2 pseudogenes are annotated in these 1,552 nt (G+C 36.9%); both read left to right on the top strand.

The features are described from left to right. Nucleotides 1-738, top strand: a pseudogene (locus BOQ62_RS06775) (OmpA family protein); the annotation flags it as partial. A 211-nt stretch (nt 739-949) separates the two neighbouring features. Beyond that, nucleotides 950-1,552 (top strand): annotated as a pseudogene (locus BOQ62_RS06770) (OmpA family protein); the annotation flags it as partial.

The following is a 1,552-nucleotide window of genomic DNA, read 5'->3' as shown; positions in this document are numbered from 1 at the left end:
ACACGAATCACACGTAATGTGGCACGATCCACTTCAGGAAATCTATTACAAGCTTGATGTACTGGCTAATAAAAACCAGGATATAGAAGTATGTAAAAAGGAGATGCTGATAACGATGGGGTATGTGACGATTGGGACAGACAGCTTGATACTCCTGCCGGAGCAAGAGTAGATGGTGCCGGAGTGGCTCTTGATACAGATTTAGATGGAGTAATTGACCTTTACGATAAGTGTGTAACAGTTCCTGGACCTGTTGAAAACAACGGATGTCCGGTAGCAAAAAAAGATAACAACGAAACAGCTAAAGAAGTAGAAAGATCTTTAAAAGATATTTATTTCAATTTCAATAAAGCGACTATCAGACCAGAGTCTAACCAAAAATTAGATTTAGCAGCTTCTATCATTAAAGAAAATGGAGGTAACTACCTATTAACAGGACATACTGACATTAAAGGAAGTGCTGCTTATAATTTAAGATTATCTAAAGAAAGAGCTGCAGCTGTTGTAGGAGCTCTGGAAAGCAGAGGAATCAATGAAAATGTACTGAAATCAAGAGGTGTAGGTTCTGCAGAAGCAACGATCCCTGCCTCAGCTTCAGATGCTGAAAGAATGGCGGACAGAAAAGTTACGGTAAGATTTGTTGAGACATCAGAATGGGATTCTATCAAAAAGAAAGACTATGAAGATGCTCCAGTAAAAAAGGCTGTAAAAAAAGTTCCAGCTAAGAAGAAAAAATAATTCATAGACATGCTATAATCCGGAAAGAATTGCTCTTTTCGGTTTATTTTTTTCTACTACGAATTATTTTGCATACCTTTATCATTATTTTCATGACAAATGGTATGAAACACATTAAAAACCAGCAAGTTTGTTTTGAAAAAAATCAACACAAAATCGCTTTTTAACGTAAAAAATCATTTAAAATAACTTAACTTAAAAAAATAACACTATGAAATTAAGTTTAGCAATTGTTGCATTTGCTTTGGCAATTCCTTCTGCCTCTTATGCACAAGACTCAACGGCAGTTTCAAAAGGAGAATATCCTAATACATTTTCTTCGGGATCTGCTAATGTTTCCCCATTCACTAACAAATCTAAAAGATTTAATGATTGGTCTATTTCTGCCGGGGTGGGTGTCCCACTTCTTCAATCTGCAGATTTGACCTCAATCAAAAATGGTAACGGTAAAAACCTTTTTGGATATTCAGCTTATGTAAGTATTGATAAAGCCATCACCCATGCTTTTGGAATCAATTTACAGTACGATAAAGGTGAAACCAGACAAGGATGGTTCAATACTAAAAATGCAGCACCAGACGCATCTGCCGTTGGAGCAAGAACTCAGTATGACGCAATTTCAATCTTAGGAGATATCAACTTCTCTAATCTATTAAGAAGAGTGGATAACCACTCCCCTTACAGATGGGCACTTCACGGATATGCTGGTATTGGGACTATTGCTTACAGAGCATATCAGAAAGACATCAACGGACAGAGATTGATGACTGAAGTAAAACCGTTCCAATTAGGTTCACTCTTTATGCAGGCTGGT

It is taken from the genome of Chryseobacterium sp. CH21 (assembly GCF_004119445.1).
GTDB lineage: Bacteria > Bacteroidota > Bacteroidia > Flavobacteriales > Weeksellaceae > Chryseobacterium.
The sequence above is the reverse complement of the archived record's forward strand: the minus strand, read 5'-3'. Positions and strand labels throughout refer to the sequence as shown.